Raw genomic sequence first — 18,518 nt, forward strand, 5'->3', positions numbered from 1 at the left:
CCTCCCGAGTGCCGGAAGCCTTCATTGCGAGGCCGCTCGGCAAATTACGTGTCAAAGAGAGCAGACCCCGCCGCGGCGCCCTTCGTTCCGACCGGTAACAAATCGAAACCAATGCGCCGCGCGCCTCACAGCGCAGGCGACCCGACGTTGCGCATAAAGCAAAAAAGCCGCGCAATCGCGCGGCTTCCTTGCGGGCTCCGGGCAACTCAGGCCGTCGGCTTGGGCTCCGTGGCGCGCAGGCGGATGTGCAGTTCGCGCAGTTGCTTCTCGTCGACCGAGCTCGGAGCCTGGGTCAGCAGGTCCTGGGCGCGCTGGGTCTTCGGGAAGGCGATCACGTCGCGGATCGAGTCGGCGCCGGCCATCATCGTGACGATGCGGTCCAGGCCGAAGGCCAGGCCGCCGTGCGGAGGCGCGCCGTACTGCAGCGCGTCCAGCAGGTAGCCGAACTTGGCGCGGGCTTCGTCGTCATTGATGTTGAGCGCGCGGAACACCTTGCTCTGGATGTCCGAACGGAAGATCCGCACCGAGCCGCCGCCCATTTCCCAGCCGTTCAGCACCATGTCGTAGGCCTTGGCCAGGCACTTGCCCGGGTCGGTCTCCAGGTATTCCAGGTGCTCGTCCTTGGGGCTGGTGAACGGGTGGTGCATGGCCACCCAGCGCGCGTCTTCCTCGTCGTACTCGAACATCGGGAAGTCGACCACCCACAGCGGCTTCCAGGTGTCTTCGAACAGGCCGTTGGCCTTGCCGAAGTCAGAGTGGCCGATCTTCAGGCGCAGCGCGCCGATCGAGTCGTTGACCACCTTGGCCTTGTCGGCGCCGAAGAAGATGATGTCGCCGTCCTGGGCGCCGGTGCGCTTGAGGATCTCGGCAATGGCGGCGTCGTGCAGGTTCTTGACGATCGGCGATTGCAGACCGTCGCGGCCCTTGGCCACTTCGTTGACCTTGATCCAGGCCAGGCCCTTGGCGCCGTAGATGCCGACGAACTGGGTGTAGGCGTCGATCTCGCCGCGCGAGATCGCACCGCCGCCCGGCACGCGCAGGCCGACCACGCGGCCGTTGTCGCTGTTGGCGGGGCTTGAGAACACCTTGAAGTCGACATCCTTCATCACCTCGGTCAGCTCGGTGAATTCCAGCTTGACGCGCAGGTCAGGCTTGTCCGAGCCGAAGCGGGCCATGGCCTCGCGGAACTCCATCACCGGGAACCTGGCGTCCAGGTCGACGTCGATGGCGTTCTTGAACACCGTGCGCATCATGTCCTCGAACAGGTCGCGGATCTCCTGCTCGGTCAGGAACGAGGTCTCGCAGTCGATCTGCGTGAACTCCGGCTGGCGGTCGGCGCGCAGGTCTTCGTCGCGGAAGCACTTGGTGATCTGGTAGTAGCGGTCAAAGCCGGAGACCATCAGCATCTGCTTGAAGATCTGCGGCGACTGCGGCAGCGCGAAGAAGTGGCCCGGGTTGACCCGCGACGGCACCAGGTAGTCGCGCGCGCCTTCGGGCGTGCTCTTGCCCAGCATCGGGGTCTCGATGTCGATAAAGCCCTGCGCATCGAGGAACTTGCGCACTTCCATCGCCACCTTGTAGCGCAGGCGCAGGTTGTACTGCATCTGCGGGCGGCGCAGGTCCAGCACGCGGTGCGTCAGGCGCGTGGTTTCCGACAGGTTGTCGTCGTCGAGCTGGAACGGGGGCGTGACCGACGGGTTCAGCACGGTCAGCTCATGGCACAGCACCTCGATCTTGCCCGAGGTCAGGTTGGCGTTCTCGGTGCCGGCCGGGCGCGGACGGACCTTACCGGTGACGCGGATGCAGAACTCATTGCGGATCTCTTCGGCAGCCTTGAACATCTCGGGGCGGTCCGGGTCGCACACCACCTGCACCAGGCCTTCGCGGTCGCGCAGGTCGATGAAGATCACGCCGCCATGGTCGCGGCGGCGCTGGACCCAGCCGGTCAGGGCCACTTCCTGGCCCGAGAATTGTTCGGTCACCAGACCGCAGTAGTGAGTACGCATGGAGGACATAAGGAGATTCCCGGTAAAACGCGGCCGCCCGAAGCACATCGGGCGGCCCGTGATCAGATTGGATGCTTAAGGATCGGTCGTCTCGACCGTTTCCTCGCTGCTGGCCCTGCCGGCCGGATTGGCCGGACTGGCCGGGGCTGCCGGCCGGGACATGCTGCCGTTCTTGCGCGGCAATTCCGCCGGTGCCACCACGCCCATCGAGACGATGTACTTGAGCGCGGCGTCGACGGTCATGTCGAGTTCGATGGTGTCGGCCTTGGGCATCATCAGGAAGAAGCCCGAGGTCGGATTCGGCGTGGTCGGCACGTAGACGCTGACGTATTCGCCCTGCAGGTGGTTCTGCACGTCGCCGCCGGGGCGCCCGGTCAGGAAGGCGATAGTCCACGAGCCCTCGCGCGGGTACTGCACCAGCAGCGCCTTGCGGAAGGCATTGCCCGAGGACGACAGCAGCGTGTCCGAGACCTGCTTGACGCTGGTGTAGATCGGGCCCACCACCGGGATATGGCCCAGCAGCGCTTCCCACCAGCGCACCAGGCGCTGGCCGATGAAGTTATGCGCCAGCAGGCCGACCAGCAGGATCACCAGCAGCGTGAGGATGGCGCCCAGGCCGGTCACGCGCTTGCCGAACATCAGCCGGTCCGGGCGCCAGGCCTCGGGCAGCAGCGCCAGGCTCTGGTCCATCGTGCCGATGATCAGGCTGAGCACCCACAGCGTGATGCCCAGCGGCACCAGCACCAGCAGCCCGGTCAGGAACCAGGTTTTCAGGGCGGAAGTCTTCTTGGCAACCACGGGGCGGGTCCGGCTCAATGGCAGGCGCAGGCGCTGCCGCAGCCGCCAGCTGCCGCGGGCGTGGCCGAAGCGGACGTGGCAGGACTGGCCGGCGATTCAGCCGCCGCCGGGGTGCTGGCCGCCGCTGCAGTGGCGCCACCCGCGGCGCCGGTCGCTGCCGGCGCGCCGGCGCTGCCGCCGCGGAAGTCGGTCACGTACCAGCCCGAGCCCTTGAGCTGGAAACCAGCAGCGGTCAGCTGTTTCTTGAACGCGCCGGCGGTGCCGCACGACGGGCAGTCCGTCAGCGGGGCATCGCTCATTTTCTGCAGCACATCGCGCCCGTGGCCGCAGGCGTCGCAACGGTAGGCATAGATCGGCATGGTGTTATTTCGCGAGAAAACTTCGGAATTGGTACAAAGGCGGACATCGGCGCGGGCCATGGCGGCCGCGGGAAATTCCCGTGCGACGATGCAAAGCCTTGAATTATAAACCGTTCCGGGGCCGCCTGATCGCCGGAAATGAGGGGGTGGCAGACCCCGGGCCGTCAGGCGATATGCACTTCCTTGACCGGCGCGTGATCTGCAATCCACTGCGGCAGCAGTGAACCGATCACCATGCCGCTGATCGAGAACAGCAGGCCCACCATTTGCGGCGGCACCACGGCATCGGCAAAGGCCACCTCGCAGGTCAGCCACGAAGACAGGCCCAGCAGGATCGCCGCCAGCCCGCCCTGGCGGGTGGCGTGCTTCCAGAACATGCCGAAGGCCAATGGCACGAACGACGAAACCAGGGTGACCTTATAGGCATTTTCGACCATATGGAAGATCGACAGGTGCGAGTTGAGCGCGAACAGCGTCACCAGCGCGGTGAATACCAGCACCACGGTCTGCATCACGCGCAGGAACTGCCGGTCGTCGAGGTGGCGGAAGTACGGGCGCAGGATGTTCTCGGCAAAGGTCACCGACGGCGCCAGCAGCGTGGCCGACGCGCAACTCTTGATCGCCGACAGCAGCGCGCCGAAGAACATCACCTGGGCGAACATCGGTGCGTGCTGCAGGATCAGCTTCGGCAGGATCAGCTGCGAATCGGTGTCGATGTACTTGGCCACCATGCCGGGGTCGATCATTGTGGCCGAATACGCCAGGAACATCGGGATGAAGGCGAAGCAGAAGTACAGCACGCCGCCCAGCACCGAGGCGCGCCCGGCGATCTGCTCGGTGCGCGACGAGGTCACGCGCTGGAACACGTCCTGCTGCGGGATCGAGCCCAGCATCATGGTGAACAGCGCCGCCGCAAAGCCGATGATCTGTATGAAATCCAGCGATGGCAGGAACTCGAACTTGCCGGCCGCGGCCGCGTGCGACACCACCGCCGTGACGCCGCCGGCCTGGCCGCTGACCTCGTAGCCGATATAGAGCATGCCGATCACGATGATGATCATCTGGATGAAGTCGGTGATGGCCACCGACCACATGCCGCCGAACAGCGTATAGACCAGCACGCTGGCCGCGCCGATCATCATGCCGGCCTCCTGCGACAGCGCGCCGTCCGAGACGGTAAAGAACACCAGCCCGAGCGCCTTGATCTGCGCCGCCACCCAGCCCAGGTAGGACACCACGATGCACAGCGTGGTCAGCACCTCGGCCAGCCGGCCATAGCGGTTGTGGTAGTAGTCGCCGATGGTCAGCAGGTTCATCCGGTACAGCGGCCGGGCGAAGAACAGGCCCACCAGGATCAGGCACAGCGACGAGCCGAAGGGGTCGGAGACCACGCCCGACAGGCCTTCCTTGAGAAATACGGCGGGGATGCCCAGCACCGTCTCTGAGCCGAACCAGGTGGCAAAGACGGTGGCGGTGACGATATGGAACGGCAGGCTGCGCCCGGCGACGGCGAAATCGGTGGTGTTGCGTACGCGCAGCGCCGCCCACAGGCCGATGCCGACCGAGATTACCCAGTAGATGATGACGAACCAGATCAGCATGCCGCTGCCCTATGCAGAAGTGCCCTTGTGGCGAAAAACCGAATGCCGGGCGGCGCATGAGTGCACGTTGCTTGCGCGCATCTGCCCGGAGTCCAATTCATCGGTCGGGGCCGCATATCGAGCTGCCTGGAGTTCTCGCGCTGGGCGGAAAACGCGGCCGGGGCTGCGGTCGTAGCCGAATCAAAACGCGGATTATAGCGACGCAGACCAGCGTGGGCGAAAAAAATTCCCTGCTGGCGCAAAAGCGCCACGCGGAGCATCGCCTGCGCCACAAGGGCTGGCCGGCGGCTGCCTCAGCCGGACCGGCGGCGCCAGACCTGCCAGCGCTCCTGCCCCTGGAACACCGGCAGCGGCGCGGCCGAGGGCCGGTCCTCCAGTCGCTCGAAGGCCGGTGCCAGCAGCGCGTCCAGCGCCTCGGCCGGCATCGCGAACGGCGGCCCGCCGCGGTTTTCGCCGAGGTAGAAGTAGCCGGCCAGCAGGCCGCCCGGCGGCAGCAGTTGCGCGACCCGGGCGGCATAGTCGGCCCGCATCGCCGGCGGCAGCGCGCACAGGAAGGCCCGTTCGTAGATCAGCTCGCACGCCGGCTGCGGCGTGAAGGCAAAGAAATCGCCCTGCTGCACCACTACCCCCGCCGGCCCCAGCGTCCGCCGCGCCGACGCCACCGCCTGCGGCGAGAAGTCGATTGCCGTCACCGGCCAGCCACGCTCGAACAGCCACGCGGCCTCCCAGCCGTTGCCACAGCCTGGCACCAGGGTCGGACATGGCGCGCGGCCTTCAATGAACTGCCGGAATTCCTCGGGCACGCCGCCCTGGTCCCAGGGCGTGAAGCCCTGTTCGAAACGCTCGTCCCAGAACGCCGGGTCGGCGGCGTTGCGGGTGGCGAAGGTCGGCGCGGGCTTGGCAGGGTCGCTCATGGTCATCTCTAATATGGATCAGCCAGGGGTGCGCTACCAGTAGCCCGCCCAGCCCAGCACATGCGTCAGCACGATGCCGGCGACAAAGCCGCCCAGCAACAGCAGCCCGGTGCCGAGCAGCCGGTTGGTGCGGCGCTGCTCCACCACCAGCATCGCCAGCAGCTTGTCCTGCTCGCCGTTGCTGGTCAGCGCGCGCCGCTCCAGGAACTGGTGCGCCAGGCGCGGGAAGTCGGGCAGCATCTTGGCCCACAGCGGCGCCTCCACCTTGACCCGCTCCCAGGCGCCCTTCCAGCCCACCTGCTCGTGCATCCAGCGTTCCAGGAAAGGCTTGGCGGTCTTCCACAGGTCCAGGTCGGGGTCGAGCTGGCGGCCCAGGCCTTCGATATTGAGCAGCGTCTTCTGCAGCAGCACCAGCTGCGGCTGGATCTCGACATTGAAGCGGCGCGAGGTCTGGAACAGGCGCATCAGCACCATGCCCAGCGAGATCTCCTTGAGCGGCTTGTCGAAGTACGGCTCGCAGCAGGCGCGCACGGCGCTTTCCAGCTCTTCGATGCGGGTGTCGGGCGGCACCCAGCCGGACTCCACGTGCAGCAGCGCCACGCGGTGGTAGTCGCGCCGGAAGAAGGCGATGAAGTTCTGCACCAGGTAGTTCTTGTCGAACTCGGACAGCGCGCCGACGATGCCGAAGTCCAGCGCGATATAGCGGCCGAAGGTCTCGGGCTGCACCGACACCAGGATATTGCCCGGATGCATGTCGGCATGGAAGAAACCATCGCGGAACACCTGGGTGAAGAAGATCTCGACGCCCTCTTCCGCCAGCAGGTGCATGTCCACGCCGGCGGCCTTGAGCGACTCGGTGCGCGAGATCGGGATGCCGTGCATGCGCTCCATCACGAACACGGTGCTGCTGCACCAGTCCCAGAACACCTCGGGCACCAGCAGCAGGCTGGAGTCGGAAAAATTGCGGCGCAGCTGGCTGGCGTTGGCCGCCTCGATCATCAGGTCGAGCTCGTCGTGCAGGTATTTGTCGAACTCGGCCACCACCTCGCGCGGCTTCAGGCGCTTGCCGTCGGCCCAGAAGCGTTCCATCCAGGTCGCCATGTCGCGCATCAGCGCCAGGTCGCTGTCGATCACCGGCAGCATGCCCGGGCGCAGCACCTTCACCGCGACCTCGCGGCCGTGGCAGGGGCCACCCTTGAGCGTGGCGAAGTGCACCTGCGCAATCGAGGCGCTGGCCACCGGCTGGTGCTCGAAGGTCTCGAACAGCTGGTCCAGCGGCCGCCCCAGCGCGCGCTCGATGATCTTCACCGCCACCACCGAATCGAACGGCGGCACCTGGTCCTGCAGCTTGGCCAGTTCGTCGGCAATGTCCGCCGGCATCAGGTCGCGCCGGGTCGACAGCACCTGGCCGAACTTGACGAAGATCGGGCCCAGCCGCGTCAGCGCCAGCCGCAGGCGCTCGCCGCGCGGCATCTCGAGCTTGCGCCCGATGGTGATGACGCGCACCAGGAAGCGGATCCTGCGGCTGCTGAAGCCCGAGAGCACCAGCTCGTCCAGGCCGTAATAGAGGATGACGAAGAGAATCTTGCCAAGGCGCAGGAGGCGGGTCATTCGGGAGTCTTCACAGGGCCGGGCAGGCAGTCATGTTGTTGGTGGATGGGATCGGGGCGCGGCCGGCTCAGCGGTGCGGCGACGGCAGCTTGCCGGACTGGCCCGACTGGCCCGACTGTCCGGAAGCCGGCCGCGGGCCGGCGCGCTCCAGCCGCTCCAGCCGCTCCAGCCGTTTCTCGAGCCGGGCCAGGCTGTCGCGCAGCCGGCCCACATCGGTGCCGAAGGCATCGAGCGCGGCGTGGCGCACCAGGGTCGGATGCTCGTCCAGCAGGTAGTCGGTGACGTTGTCGACCAGGGCGCGGCCCACGCGCGTGGCCTGCTCATGCACCTGGCGCGCGCCGTCGACCACGCGCTGCGCCACGCTGTCGCTGACGGGCCCGCCCAGGATGCCGCGCAGCGCGCGCGACAGGTCTTCGGCGGCGTCCCAGCGCAGGTTGCGCGCCAGCGTCGAGACGGTGTTGGCCAGCTCGGCGTCGCCCTCGATGCGGACATGGCGCATGGCGGCGGCCTGGCCGCCTTCGGCCACGTCGGCGGCCACCAGCGGCCACTGCTGCACCGGCACGCGCAGCGTCACCGCGGGCGCCTCGGCCTCGGGCGCCGGTTCGGTGCAGCCGTGCTCCGTCACCTTCAGCGACAGCACGAAGGCGGCCGCATCGAAGCGGATCACGCGCCCGGCAAACGGCGTGAGCTGGTTGCGGGCCCACGGCTCCTGCTCAAGCAGGTGGTTCAGCGCCGAGATGGCGGGCATGGCCAGGGCGGAAGGCAGAGTATTCATGACAGCGCGGTTGGCGGGCAGGCAGCGACGCCGCAGGTCGGGCGTCCCAAACAAAAAAGGCCCACGCTTTCGCGTGGGCCTCCATTCTAAGCTACTCCCCCCGGCGCATCACCGCCGCGGGGTGCGGCATCAGGACTCTTGCTGGATGCCGGCCAGCAGCCAGCCGCCGGTGCCGCTGGCAGGCTTGGCCAGGTTCCAGACCTCGCCGAACGGCTGGGCCGCCTCGCCGGACTTCTCGCGGATCATGCCCGAGAAGCGCACGCTGGCGATATGCTGGGCCGCGGCCGACTCGATGCCGAGCAGCTGGGCTTCGAGCGTGACCACGTCGGTCTTGTTGACCTCGGCGCCGCGGTCGGCCAGGTCCATCTTGATCTCGGCGAACATCTCCGGCGTGGTGAACTCGCGGATGTCGTCCAGGTTGCCGGCATCCCACGCGGCCTGCAGGCGCACGAAGTGGACCTTGGCGTTGCGCAGGAAGGCTTCGGTATCGAAGTCGGCCGGCACGCCCCACGGCTGCTGGGCCACCGCATCGGCCGCGACCGGGGCTGCCGATGCTGCCGGCAGTACCGTATTGGCGGCCGGGCCTGCCGGGCTACCCGACGACACAGGCGTCGGCTCGCCGCGGAACATGGGCTCGGCGTTGCGGCCCAGGTTCGGCGCGTTGCCGGCGCCGGCGTAGGCCGGCTGCTGGGTGCGCTTGCTGCCGCCACGGAACTTGCGGATCAGCCAGATCGCGGCGAACGCCACCAGCGCGATCAGGATCAGGTTGGACAGGAAGCTCAGCGCCGCGCCGCCCAGGCCGAAGTGCGACAGCAGCCAGCCGATACCCAGGCCGGCGGCGATGCCGCCCAGGATGCCGCCCCAGTTGCGCTTGGGCGCCGCGGCCGCGGCCGCGCCGGCTGCACCGGCCGTTGCCGGAGCCGCCTGTTGTGCGGGCTGCTGCGCCTGCTGGGTCGGCGAAGTGGGCTGCGGCGCCTGCTGGCGCTGCGTGACCGACTCGGATTGCTTGCCGATGCTGCGCGAACCGCCCATGCGCTTGGCATTGGCGTCGAACATCACTCCCAAGGCAATCGCGGTAATCAGCGACCCAACCAGGAATTTTCCACGAAATGACGACATATTCTGCTATCCCCTGTCAGTTTCACCCTATATGCGGGCGAGGCATGGCGATTTCAAGTTTTCTTAATACTTGCGCCCGACGTGGAGCGCCACCACTCCGGCCGTCAGATTGAAGTATTCGACATTTTCCAGGCCGGCATGTTCCATCAAGCGTACAAGTGAAGCCTGGTCTGGATGCATTCTGATCGATTCCGCGAGATAGCGATAGCTGGGGGCATCCCCTGCCACCCGCTCACCCAGCCACGGCAGCACCTTGAAAGAATAGACGTCGTAGGCCTTCTCCAGGGGTTTCCATACCTTGGAGAACTCCAGCACCATGACCTTGCCGCCCGGCTTGACCACGCGGCGCATCTCGGCCAGCGCGGCATCCTTGTGCGTCATGTTGCGCAGGCCGAAGGCCACGGTCACCAGGTCGAAATGGTTGTCCGGGAACGGGATGCGCTCGGCGTCGCACAGGCACACCGGGGTGACGATACCCTTGTTCAGCAGCCGGTCGCGGCCCACGCGCAGCATCGACTCGTTGATGTCGGTCAGCCAGACCTCTCCGGTCGGACCGGCCTGCTTCGCGAACGCCTTGGCCAGGTCGCCGGTGCCGCCGGCGATGTCCAGCACCTTGTGGCCGGGGCGCACACCGGCCTGGGCGATGGTGAACATCTTCCAGAGCCGGTGCATGCCGCCCGACATCAGGTCGTTCATCACGTCGTACTTGCTCGCCACCGAATGGAACACGCCGGCAACCTTGTCGGCCTTTTCCGCTTCGTCGACCTTTTCAAACCCGAAGTGGGTTTCACTCATCTTTCAGACTCCAGGGTAATCGGTTCGGCGCGGCTCAGTGATGGCCGCAGCCGTGGCCGCCGGCAGCGCCGGCGGCGGGCATCGGGCTGTCGCGGTCGGCGCCGGCGGCTTCCAGGCGCTGCAGGTAGTCCTGCCAGAGCGCATCCTGGTTGTCGCCGAGGCGGTACAGCAGGTCCCAGGAATAGATGCCGGTATCGTGGCCGTCGGTAAAGCGGATCAGGATCGCGTAGTTGCCGACCGGCTCGACCGCGTTGACGCCCACCTCGCGCTTGCCGGTCTGCAGCACTTCCTGCCCCGGGCCGTGGCCCTGGACTTCAGCGGACGGCGAATACACGCGCAGCAGCTCGAACGGCAGCCGGAAGCTGCGGCCGTTGTCGAAGCCGATCTCCAGCACGCGGGATTGCGTATGGACGGTCAGCGCGGTGGGATGAGGGGTGTCTTTTTCCAGGCCTGCCATGATGATCGCGGCCCGGTTAGGGTCGCTCCTGAGGGGGTGATTGCCGCGCGATGCTGCCGGTACGGCACGGCATCACGCATCGCATACGACCCGATAGCTTACCCCAGGCTCGCCGGCTTGCGCAGCCCGGGCCGCTTCCCCGTCCTGCGGCACGTAACGCAGGCGCCGTTGATGATAGGCCGCCACGGTGCTGCGGTGGGCAATGCTGATGATGGCCGCCTGCGGCAGCGACTCCACCATCAGCCGGTACATGGCGCCTTCGGTTTCCTCGTCCAGCGCGCTGGTGGCTTCGTCCAGGAACAGGTAGTCCGGCTTCTGCAGCAGCGCGCGCGCAAAGGCCAGACGCTGCTGCTCGCCCGGCGAAAGCCGCAGCGCCCAGTTGTCGAACACGTCGAGCTGGTCCGCCAGCGCCGCCAGCCGCGCCTGGCGCAGCGCCGCCTGCAGCGCTTCCGCGCTATGCACGGTGCCGGCGTCCGGGTAAGCCAGCGCATCGGCCAGCGTGCCGATCGGCAGGTAGCTGCGCTGCGGCAGGAACAGCATGCGCGCGCCGTCGGGCATGGTCACGGTGCCGCTGCCGTACGGCCAGATCCCCGCCAGCGCGCGGAACAGCACGCTCTTGCCGCAGCCGGACGGGCCGCTGACCAGCCAGCGCTCGCCCGGCGCGACCGACAGCGAGAACGGCGCCACCAGCGGCCGCTGGCCCACGGCCGCGCTGCGCGCGGCGCGTACCGGCAGTGCCAGCGCCAGGCCGTCGATGGTGATGCCATTCTGCGGCTTGCCGGTATGTTCCACCTCGATATCGCGCACGCCGCCCGGCGCCAGGTCCTGGCGCTCGGCCACGCGGATCGCTTCCTGGAAATCGATCAGGCGGTTGGCGGCCGCCTTCCAGCCCACCAGCGTGGCGTAGCTGTCGACAAACCACGACAGCGCGCCCTGTACCTGGCCGAAGGCGGAGCTGGTCTGCATCAGGCCGCCGAGCGTCATCTTGCCGGCGAAGTAGCGCGGCGCCGCCACCAGGATCGGGAAGATGATGGCGAACTGCGCATAGCCGGAGCTGACAAAGGTCAGCCGCCGCGTATAGCGCATCAGCTGGTTCCAGTTGGCGCGGATGCGGTCGAAGCGCGCGCGCAGGCCGGCCTGCTCGGTGGGCTCGCCGCGGTACAGCGCCACCGGCTCGCTGTTCTCGCGCAGGCGCACCAGCGTGAAACGGAAATCCGCCTCGTACTGCTCTTGCTGGAAGTTCAGCCCGATCAGCGGGCGGCCAACCACGTGCGCCACCAGCGAGCCGATCACCGCATAGCCCGCCGCGAACCACACCATATAGCCGGGGATGGTCCACTCGGTGCCGCCCAGCGCAAAGCTGATCGGCCCCGATACCGTCCACAGGATGCCGACGAAGGACAGCAGCGTCACCACCGAGTTGAGCAGCCCGAGCGACAACGACAGCGCGCCGTCGGTGAACTGGCGCAAATCGTCGGCGATACGCTGGTCAGGGTTATCGGTGGTGTGGGTCTGCTCGATGCGGTAATAGGCCTGGTGCCCGAGCCAGTGGCCCATGAAGCGGCCGGTCATCCAGGTACGCCAGCGCATCTGCAGCATCATGGTGTAGTACTGGCGCGAGATCGCCGCCACGATGAAGAACGCCGCGATCCACGAGAAGCGCAGCAGCAGCACCTTGAACGAGGCGTAGTCGCGCTGCTCCAGGGCGTTGTAGAACACGCGGTTCCACTCGTTGAGCAGCACGTTGATATAGACGATGCCAAGGTTGAGCACCACCACCAGCGCCAGCAGGCCAAGCCCGGCGACGCGGTCTTCGGATTTCCAGTAAGGCTTGATCAGCGCCCAGGTGGCGGCCATGCGCAGCCGGCTCTGGATCTTTAGGGCCCGGGCAGGGACGGCAGGGCCCGGTACGGTGACTGAGGTCGGAGTGGAGGACATAGCGGCAGTGCTTGGCCCGTCAGCGGATGCCGGCCGGGCTTGTTGTTCTGGATACCGTGGCGGCAGGCCACGGCGGCAACAGCATTCAGACGGTCACGGCCAGGCGTGGGTTCCGCGCGCCCCTCAGGCGTCGCCGGCTTCGAGCAGCGAAAGCGCCGTACGCAGCGCCGGCAGCCGGCTGGCCAGCTCCTGCACGCGCACGGCATCCGCCGCGCGCTGCGGCGCGGCCCAGATTGCCTCGGGGAAATGAGTGTCCCAGCGGTAGCGCGGGATGATGTGCCAGTGCAGGTGCGGCACCATATTGCCAAAGGCCGCCAGGTTGACCTTGTCCGGCGCCATGACCTCGCGCACCACCCGTTCGACACGTGCGACCAGCCGCATCAGCCAGGCCTGGTCGGCATCGTCCAGGTCGCTCAGCTCGGCCACGTGATCGTTCCAGACGATGCGGCAGAAGCCCGGGAAACGGTCATGCTCGACCAGGATCAGCCGGGCGCGGTCGCCCATCCAGACCAGTTCGCCGCCGTCGGTCTCGCACAAGGGGCAGTTGGATACGCGCGCCATCGTCGAGACTCAGACCAGCACCCGCTCGATACCGCCGGCGTTCGCCTTCGCGACGTACTCAGGCATCCAGTTCTCCCCGAGCAGATGCTTCGCCATCTCGATCACGATGTAGTCAGCCTGCACCGTGGCATCTTCCTTGTAGCGCGACAGCCCCTGCAGGCACGACGGGCAGCTGGTCAGGATCTTGACGTCGCCGGTGAAGCCGTCGGCGCGCAGCTTGTCGGCGCCCTTGGTCATTTCCTCTTCCTTGCGGAAGCGGACCTGCGTCGAGATATCCGGACGCGTTACCGCCAGCGTGCCCGATTCACCGCAGCAGCGCTCGTTCTTCTCGATCTTGCCCAGGCCGGTGTTGCCGCCCATCAGGTCATTGACCAGCTTGGTCGGGTCCATGGTCTTGATCGGGGTGTGGCAGGGATCGTGGTACATGTAGCGGGTACCGGTCACGCCTTCCAGCTTCACGCCCTTCTCGAGCAGGTATTCGTGGATGTCGATGATGCGGCAGCCCGGGAATATCTTGTCGAATTCATACCCGGCAAGCTGGTCGTAGCAGGTGCCGCAGCTCACCACCACGGTCTTGATGTCGAGGTAGTTCAGGGTGTTGGCCACGCGGTGGAACAGCACGCGGTTGTCGGTGACGATCTTCTCGGCCTTGTCATACTGGCCGTTGCCGCGCTGCGGATAGCCGCAGCACAGGTAGCCCGGCGGCAGCACGGTCTGCACGCCGACGTGCCACAGCATCGCCTGCGTGGCCAGGCCCACCTGCGAGAACAGCCGCTCCGAGCCGCAGCCCGGGAAGTAGAACACCGCTTCCGTTTCCGGCGTGGTCGCCTTCGGGTCGCGGATGATCGGCACGATCTCGTTGTCTTCGATGTCGAGCAGCGCGCGCGCGGTCTTCTTGGGCAGGTTGCCCGGCATCTTCTTGTTGATGAAGTGGATCACCTGCTCGCGCACCGGCGCCTTGCCCACGGTCGCGGGCGGATGCGCGGTCTGCTTCTTGGCGAACTTCTTCAGCACGTCGTTGCCGAGGCGCTGCGCCTTGTAGCCCCAGTCGATCATGACCTTGCGGGTCAGGTTGATGGTCTCGGGGTTGGTGGCGTTGAGGAAGAACATCGACGCCGCGGTGCCGGGGTTGAACTTCTTCTGCCCCATCTTGCGCAGCAGGTTGCGCATGTTCATCGACACATCGCCAAAGTCGATCTTGACCGGGCACGGCGTCACGCACTTGTGGCAGACCGTGCAGTGGTCGGCCACGTCGGAGAACTCGTCCCAGTGCTTGACCGAGATGCCGCGGCGGGTCTGCTCTTCGTACAGGAAGGCCTCGACCAGCAGCGAGGTCGCCAGGATCTTGTTGCGCGGGCTGTACAGCAGGTTGGCGCGCGGCACGTGCGTGGCGCACACCGGCTTGCACTTGCCGCAGCGCAGGCAGTCCTTGACGCTCTCGGCAATGGCGCCGATATCGCTCTGCTGCATGATGATCGACTCATGCCCCATCAGGCCGAACGACGGCGTGTAGGCATTGCGCAGGTCGGCGCCGGGCAGCAGCTTGCCCTTGTTGAAGCGCCCTTGCGGATCGACCTTCAGCTTGTAGGCGCGGAAGTCGCCGATCTCTTCCTCGGTCAGGAATTCCAGCTTGGTGATGCCGATGCCGTGCTCGCCCGAGATCACGCCGTCCAGCGAACGCGCCAGGTCCATGATGCGGGCCACCGCGCGGTGCGCGTCCTGCAGCATGTCGTAGTCGTCGGAGTTGACCGGGATATTGGTGTGCACGTTGCCGTCGCCGGCGTGCATGTGCAGCGCCACGAAGACGCGGCCGCGCAGCACCTGCTTGTGGATCTTCTGGGCTTCGTCCAGGATCGGCTTGAACTCGCCGCCGTTGAAGATCTTGCGCAGCTCGGCGCGGATCTCGTTCTTCCACGACACGCGGATGGTGCGGTCCTGCAGCAGGTGGAACACGTTGGCGTCCGGCTGCTGCTGCAGCCGCGCCTCGAACTCCTGCCCGAGCAGCCCCAGCCCATGCCCGATCAGCGAGGCCTTGGCCTGCACCAGCGGCAGGTCCAGGTGGTCCTGCAGGTAGCGCCAGCGCGCGCGGACCTCGCGCAGCAGCGTCAGCGCGTGCTGCACGCGGTCTTCCAGCAGCTCGGCGCTGGGGATCTCGTTGGCGTCGTCGCTGCGGCCCAGCGGCAGGTTGCCGCGCGCAAAGAATGCTTCGAGCGTGTCGACCAGCTTGAGCTTGCTCTTGATCGACAGCTCGATATTGATGCGCTCGATGCCGTCGGTGTACTCGCCCATCCGGTTCAGCGGGATCACCACGTCTTCATTGATCTTGAAGGCGTTGGTGTGCTTGGCGATGGCGGCGGTACGCGAACGGTCGAGCCAGAACTTCTTGCGCGCCTCCGGGCTGACGGCGATAAAGCCTTCGCCGCTCTTGCCGTTGGCCATGCGGATCACTTCCGAGGTGGCGCGCGCCACGGCGTCTTCATCGTCGCCGACGATATCGCCGATCAGCACCATCTTCGGGAAGGCGTTGCGCTTGCTCTTGGTGGCGTAGCCGACCGCGCGCAGGTAGCGCTCGTCCAGGTGCTCCAGGCCGGCCAGGATGGCGCCGCCGGGCTTCTTGGTCTCGGCGTCGAGGAAGTCCTTGATCTCGACGATGCTGGGGATGGCGTCGCGCGCCTGGCCGAAGAACTCCAGGCACACCGTGCGGATGAACTTCGGCATGCGGTGCAGGATCCAGCGCGCGCTGGTGATGATGCCGTCGCAGCCTTCCTTCTGCACGCCGGGCAGGCCCGCCAGGAACTTGTCGGTGACGTCCTTGCCCAGGCCTTCCTTGCGGAACTTGCGGCCTTCGATCGCCAGCGTCTCGGTACGCAGCACCTTCTCGCCCGGCGCACGGTTGCCGTCCGACCACTTCAGTTCGAAGGTGGCCACCGGCACGTCGTGGATCTTGCCCAGGTTGTGGTCCAGCCGGGTGATTTCCAGCCAGTTGCCCTCCGGGTCCACCATGCGCCACCAGGCCAGGTTGTCCAGCGCGGTGCCCCACAGCACGGCCTTCTTGCCGCCGGCGTTCATGGCCACGTTGCCGCCGATGCACGAGGCATCGATCGAAGTCGGGTCGACCGCGAACACCAGGCCGGCCTTGTCGGCGGCATCGGCCACGCGGCGCGTCACCACGCCGGCGCCGGAGAAGATGGTCGCAACCTGATGCGACACACCGGGCAGGTCGGTCTGCTCGACCGGGCCGAGCTGTTCCAGCTTCTCGGTATTGATCACCGCGCTCATCGGCGTCAGCGGCACGGCGCCGCCGGTATAGCCGGTGCCGCCTCCGCGCGGGATGATGGTCAGGCCGAGTTCGAAGCAGCCCTTGACCAGGCCGGCGATCTCTTCCTCGGTATCCGGGGTCAGCACCACGAACGGATATTCCACGCGCCAGTCGGTGGCGTCGGTCACGTGCGACACGCGCGACAGGCCGTCGAACTTGATGTTGTCCTTCTGCGTGACGCGGCCCAGCACGCGCTGCGCGCGCTTGCGCAGGTCGTAGGCGGCGGCGAATTCGTTCTTGAAATCCTCGATCGCCTGCTTGGCGAAGGCGACCAGCTGCTCCACGCGGTGCGAGCGGTCCTCGGCGGCGGGCTCGGCGTGCTCGGCACGGTCGGCGGCGCGGCGCTTCTCGATCTCGTTCAGGCGGTGGTGCAGCGCGCTGACCAGCATCTGGCGGCGCTTGGGATTTTCCAGCAGGTCGTCCTGCAGGTAAGGATTGCGGCGAACCACCCAGATATCGCCCAGCACCTCGTACAGCATGCGGGCCGAGCGTCCGGTGCGGCGCTCGCTGCGCAGCTCGTCCAGGATGCGCCAGGCTTCCTCGCCCAGCAGGCGGATGACAATCTCGCGGTCCGAGAAGGACGTGTAGTTATAGGGGATTTCACGCAGGCGCGGCGGGGCGTCCTGCGCGGCGAGCTTGGCGTCGAGCACGAGTGGGGCGTTCATTGGGGGACCGCTTCCTGCTGCGCACGGGGACTGTGCGCGAATCGTTCATTAAAGGGCGATTGTACTTCAACCCCTGCTTTCGCCGCACCGCAACATAGAGGAATCCTTGTCGGAACAAGGGATTAGGCGGCTTTCTGGCCTGGCAATTGCGCCCCATGGTGGTGCCTGCAGCGCACCGGATCAGAACCAGGCCTTGAACGTTTGCGCAATGTTCTGCCAAAAACTGTCCGGGATCCAAAGCAGGCTGGCGGTCATGAACAGGTAGCGGATGAACTTGCCGACCGCCATCCAGGCCAGGCTGGGCCAGAAGGACAGGCGCAGCCAGCCGGCTAAAGTGCACAAAGGATCACCAATGCCGGGCAACCACGAGAACAGCAGCGTAGGCGGCCCAAGCCGGCGCATCCACCGGAAGTAGCGCGCGTCGAGCTTGGGCTTGGGCGGTTTGCGCGCGTGCTCGCGGTGCTCCAGGTGCTCACGGTCGTGCTCGCGCGCCCGGCGCCGCTTGTGGTAGCGCACCAGCGCCAGCTTGGCGGCATAGCCCAGCCACCAGTCGATGGCGCCGCCCACGGTGTTGCCGGCAGTGGCCACCACGATCGCCGGCCAGAACATCTGCGGGTTGAGCTTGACGTAGCCGAACACCGCCGGCTCCGAGCCCAGCGGCAGCAGCGTGGCCGAGATCAGGCTGACCACAAAGATCGCGGGCAGGCCCACCTTGGGCAGGGCAATGGTTTCGAACAGCCAGTCGAAGAAAGCTTCCATGTAAGGGGGGCAGGTGCCAGTGGGCGCGGCTCATTCTAGCTGCTGTGCCCCGAACGGGGCGCGGGCAAACCACATGGCAGCGCCCCACGATTTGTGATTAACTGTTAGAGCCTGTTGCGGCCAATCGTTCGCCGGCCGCAGCATTCGCGCCAGCATTGAAGCCGCTCGCCGCGTGCGCTGGCGCACCTACAGCAGTTGTAGCGGCAGCACCAATATCACGAATTAGCCGTCCTATAGCCGTCTTAAGCGGCAGTACCGCGTCGTGGCCAGTCCCGCGCAGTTCTTTCGGGATTTCGGGCAATTGGTCATGCGCGTCCACCCCACATGGAGACAAGCATGGCGATTCCGATCCGCCTGACGGTCAACGGCAAGCCCGTTGACGCGCAGGTAGAACCCAACACCCTCCTGGTCCAGTTCCTGCGCGAACAATTGCGCCTGACCGGCACCCACGTCGGCTGCGACACCGCGCAGTGCGGCGCCTGCACGGTCCACCTGGATGGCCGGGCGGTCAAGTCGTGCAATATCCTCGCGGTCCAGGCCGACGGCGCCGCCGTGACCACCATCGAAGGCCTCGCCGGCGACAAGGCCGGCAACGGCCTGCACCCGATGCAGGAAGCCTTCCGTGAATGCCACGGCCTGCAATGCGGCTTCTGCACGCCCGGCATGGTGATGAGCGCCACCGCGCTGGTGCAGGAACATCCGGGCGCCGACGCCGCCACCATCCGCGCCCACCTGGAAGGCAACCTGTGCCGCTGCACGGGCTACCACAACATCGTGCGCGCAGTGCAGCAGGGCCAGGCGGCCATGCAGGGCACCGCCGCCAGCGCTGAATAAGGGGGAC

15 protein-coding genes are annotated in these 18,518 nt (G+C 66.7%); 1 reads left to right on the forward strand and 14 read right to left on the reverse strand.

Annotated features, from left to right (window positions below; all coding sequences use genetic code 11):
* Window positions 1-206: 206 nt before the first annotated feature.
* From aspS to AC3WON_RS13195, 14 genes are all read right to left on the reverse strand, one after another.
* On the reverse strand, window positions 207-2,015 hold the full coding sequence (gene aspS, locus AC3WON_RS13130; protein WP_011614526.1) for an aspartate--tRNA ligase: 1,809 nt from the start codon (window positions 2,013-2,015) through the stop codon (window positions 207-209).
* A gap of 66 nt (window positions 2,016-2,081) precedes the next feature.
* Window positions 2,082-2,804, reverse strand: a complete 723-nt coding sequence (locus AC3WON_RS13135; protein ID WP_035822762.1) for a DUF502 domain-containing protein — start codon at window positions 2,802-2,804, stop codon at window positions 2,082-2,084.
* Between the two features lie 14 nt (window positions 2,805-2,818).
* Window positions 2,819-3,163: an FmdB family zinc ribbon protein gene (locus AC3WON_RS13140; RefSeq protein ID WP_492319034.1), complete on the reverse strand. Its 345-nt coding sequence runs from the start codon at window positions 3,161-3,163 to the stop codon at window positions 2,819-2,821.
* Window positions 3,164-3,327: 164 nt separating this feature from the next.
* The gene (locus AC3WON_RS13145) at window positions 3,328-4,764 is read right to left on the reverse strand and encodes a high affinity choline transporter 1 (protein WP_492319033.1); all 1,437 of its coding nucleotides are present in this window, start codon (window positions 4,762-4,764) and stop codon (window positions 3,328-3,330) included.
* Window positions 4,765-5,057: 293 nt separating this feature from the next.
* Complete coding sequence (locus tag AC3WON_RS13150; protein ID WP_492319032.1) at window positions 5,058-5,678, reverse strand: methyltransferase domain-containing protein; 621 nt, start codon at window positions 5,676-5,678, stop codon at window positions 5,058-5,060.
* 33 nt (window positions 5,679-5,711) lie between these two features.
* Complete coding sequence (gene ubiB / locus AC3WON_RS13155) at window positions 5,712-7,289, reverse strand: ubiquinone biosynthesis regulatory protein kinase UbiB (RefSeq protein WP_492319031.1); 1,578 nt, start codon at window positions 7,287-7,289, stop codon at window positions 5,712-5,714.
* Window positions 7,290-7,356: 67 nt separating this feature from the next.
* Window positions 7,357-8,064 (reverse strand): ubiquinone biosynthesis accessory factor UbiJ, encoded by a 708-nt coding sequence (locus tag AC3WON_RS13160; protein WP_492351986.1) that lies wholly within the window; start codon window positions 8,062-8,064, stop codon window positions 7,357-7,359.
* Window positions 8,065-8,193: 129 nt separating this feature from the next.
* Entirely contained in the window at window positions 8,194-9,183 is a 990-nt protein-coding gene (locus AC3WON_RS13165; RefSeq protein ID WP_492319029.1) for a Tim44 domain-containing protein, read from the reverse strand.
* A 63-nt stretch (window positions 9,184-9,246) separates the two neighbouring features.
* A complete protein-coding gene (gene ubiE / locus AC3WON_RS13170) occupies window positions 9,247-9,978 on the reverse strand; it encodes a bifunctional demethylmenaquinone methyltransferase/2-methoxy-6-polyprenyl-1,4-benzoquinol methylase UbiE (RefSeq protein WP_010814445.1) in 732 nt (243 codons plus the stop codon).
* A 34-nt stretch (window positions 9,979-10,012) separates the two neighbouring features.
* Window positions 10,013-10,435: a gamma-butyrobetaine hydroxylase family protein gene (locus AC3WON_RS13175; RefSeq protein WP_492319028.1), complete on the reverse strand. Its 423-nt coding sequence runs from the start codon at window positions 10,433-10,435 to the stop codon at window positions 10,013-10,015.
* 72 nt (window positions 10,436-10,507) lie between these two features.
* On the reverse strand, window positions 10,508-12,373 hold the full coding sequence (locus tag AC3WON_RS13180; RefSeq protein ID WP_492319027.1) for an ABC transporter ATP-binding protein/permease: 1,866 nt from the start codon (window positions 12,371-12,373) through the stop codon (window positions 10,508-10,510).
* A 123-nt stretch (window positions 12,374-12,496) separates the two neighbouring features.
* On the reverse strand, window positions 12,497-12,934 hold the full coding sequence (locus AC3WON_RS13185) for an HIT family protein (protein ID WP_492319026.1): 438 nt from the start codon (window positions 12,932-12,934) through the stop codon (window positions 12,497-12,499).
* Between the two features lie 9 nt (window positions 12,935-12,943).
* A complete protein-coding gene (locus AC3WON_RS13190) occupies window positions 12,944-16,918 on the reverse strand; it encodes a DUF3683 domain-containing protein (RefSeq protein WP_492351987.1) in 3,975 nt (1,324 codons plus the stop codon).
* Window positions 16,919-17,098: 180 nt separating this feature from the next.
* Window positions 17,099-17,677 carry a YqaA family protein gene (locus AC3WON_RS13195; RefSeq protein WP_011614517.1) on the reverse strand — a complete coding sequence of 193 codons (579 nt, stop codon included), beginning with the start codon at window positions 17,675-17,677 and terminating at the stop codon, window positions 17,099-17,101.
* 336 nt (window positions 17,678-18,013) lie between these two features.
* On the opposite strand from AC3WON_RS13195, the gene AC3WON_RS13200 reads away from it, so the two are divergent.
* Entirely contained in the window at window positions 18,014-18,511 is a 498-nt protein-coding gene (locus tag AC3WON_RS13200) for a (2Fe-2S)-binding protein (RefSeq protein WP_492319023.1), read from the forward strand.
* Window positions 18,512-18,518 lie beyond the last annotated feature (7 nt).

The organism is Cupriavidus sp. FW305-46, assembly GCF_058787075.1.

Coding starts and splice junctions, on each gene's coding strand:
- aspS (WP_011614526.1), bottom strand. CDS start 2,015: ATGTCCTCCATGCGTACTCACTACTGCGGTCTGGTGACCGAACAATTC.
- AC3WON_RS13140 (WP_492319034.1), bottom strand. CDS start 3,163: ATGCCGATCTATGCCTACCGTTGCGACGCCTGCGGCCACGGGCGCGAT.
- AC3WON_RS13145 (WP_492319033.1), bottom strand. CDS start 4,764: ATGCTGATCTGGTTCGTCATCATCTACTGGGTAATCTCGGTCGGCATC.
- AC3WON_RS13150 (WP_492319032.1), bottom strand. CDS start 5,678: ATGAGCGACCCTGCCAAGCCCGCGCCGACCTTCGCCACCCGCAACGCC.
- ubiB (WP_492319031.1), bottom strand. CDS start 7,289: ATGACCCGCCTCCTGCGCCTTGGCAAGATTCTCTTCGTCATCCTCTAT.
- AC3WON_RS13160 (WP_492351986.1), bottom strand. CDS start 8,064: ATGAATACTCTGCCTTCCGCCCTGGCCATGCCCGCCATCTCGGCGCTG.
- AC3WON_RS13165 (WP_492319029.1), bottom strand. CDS start 9,183: ATGTCGTCATTTCGTGGAAAATTCCTGGTTGGGTCGCTGATTACCGCG.
- ubiE (WP_010814445.1), bottom strand. CDS start 9,978: ATGAGTGAAACCCACTTCGGGTTTGAAAAGGTCGACGAAGCGGAAAAG.
- AC3WON_RS13175 (WP_492319028.1), bottom strand. CDS start 10,435: ATGGCAGGCCTGGAAAAAGACACCCCTCATCCCACCGCGCTGACCGTC.
- AC3WON_RS13180 (WP_492319027.1), bottom strand. CDS start 12,373: ATGTCCTCCACTCCGACCTCAGTCACCGTACCGGGCCCTGCCGTCCCT.
- AC3WON_RS13185 (WP_492319026.1), bottom strand. CDS start 12,934: ATGGCGCGCGTATCCAACTGCCCCTTGTGCGAGACCGACGGCGGCGAA.
- AC3WON_RS13190 (WP_492351987.1), bottom strand. CDS start 16,918: ATGAACGCCCCACTCGTGCTCGACGCCAAGCTCGCCGCGCAGGACGCC.
- AC3WON_RS13195 (WP_011614517.1), bottom strand. CDS start 17,677: ATGGAAGCTTTCTTCGACTGGCTGTTCGAAACCATTGCCCTGCCCAAG.
- AC3WON_RS13200 (WP_492319023.1), top strand. CDS start 18,014: ATGGCGATTCCGATCCGCCTGACGGTCAACGGCAAGCCCGTTGACGCG.